At 65.0% G+C, this 711-nt stretch carries 2 protein-coding genes; both read left to right on the forward strand.

Annotated elements, in window-relative coordinates:
• On the forward strand, positions 1-301 hold a 301-nt coding region (locus AC1DKD_RS41770), incomplete at its 5' end, for a transketolase C-terminal domain-containing protein (RefSeq protein WP_477144800.1).
• Positions 302-573: 272 nt separating this feature from the next.
• Positions 574-711, forward strand: a 138-nt coding sequence (locus AC1DKD_RS41775; protein ID WP_477144801.1) for a GTP cyclohydrolase, FolE2/MptA family, incomplete at its 3' end; no start/stop codon positions are given.

The following is a 711-nucleotide window of genomic DNA, read 5'->3' on the forward strand; positions in this document are numbered from 1 at the left end:
GCGCTTCGTCAAGCCGCTCGACGAAGAACTGGTGAAGAAGCTGGCGGACGAGCACGACTATCTCGTCACCGTCGAAGAAGGCTGTGTGATGGGTGGCGCGGGCAGCGCGGTGCTTGAAGCGCTGGCCGCCGCCGGCATCGCCGTGCCGGTGCTGCAGCTTGGCCTGCCCGACCGCTTCGTCGACCATGGCGATCCGGCCTTCCTGCTGTCGCAATGCGGGCTCGATGCCAAGGGCATCGAGCACTCCGTGCGCGAGCGCTTCAAGCTGACCCAGGCGGCGGTCGCCACGCGCGCGGCCTGATCCGTCCCGGTGCCGGCGTGCCCGCCGCAGGCGGGCGCGCCGGCAATCTTCGCGTTTCGTCATCGTACGACTGTCGTTCTGCCGCTATCACCGCATGGTTCGTGCGGGTATCGCCCGTTCATGGGCAGCACCAGGCAATTTCCCTTAGAATCGCAAGTTCTGTGTTCGCAGCTGCGGGAAGGCATCCCTTGCCCTCGCCCGCGGTTTCACACTCGTTGCGCGGCAAGGTTGACTGCGAAAAATGCCGCGACCGTAGAGGAAACCCGATCAATATGAATGACATCAATCCCGCCTTTGTGATGCCCGACGTGCAGTCGAGCCTCGATACCCGCCAGATCCCGATCCAGCGGGTGGGCGTGAAGGGCGTGCGTTATCCCCTGTCGCTGAAGACACCTGCCGGCGTGCTGGCC

Source organism: Cupriavidus sp. 05T313 (assembly GCF_056396665.1).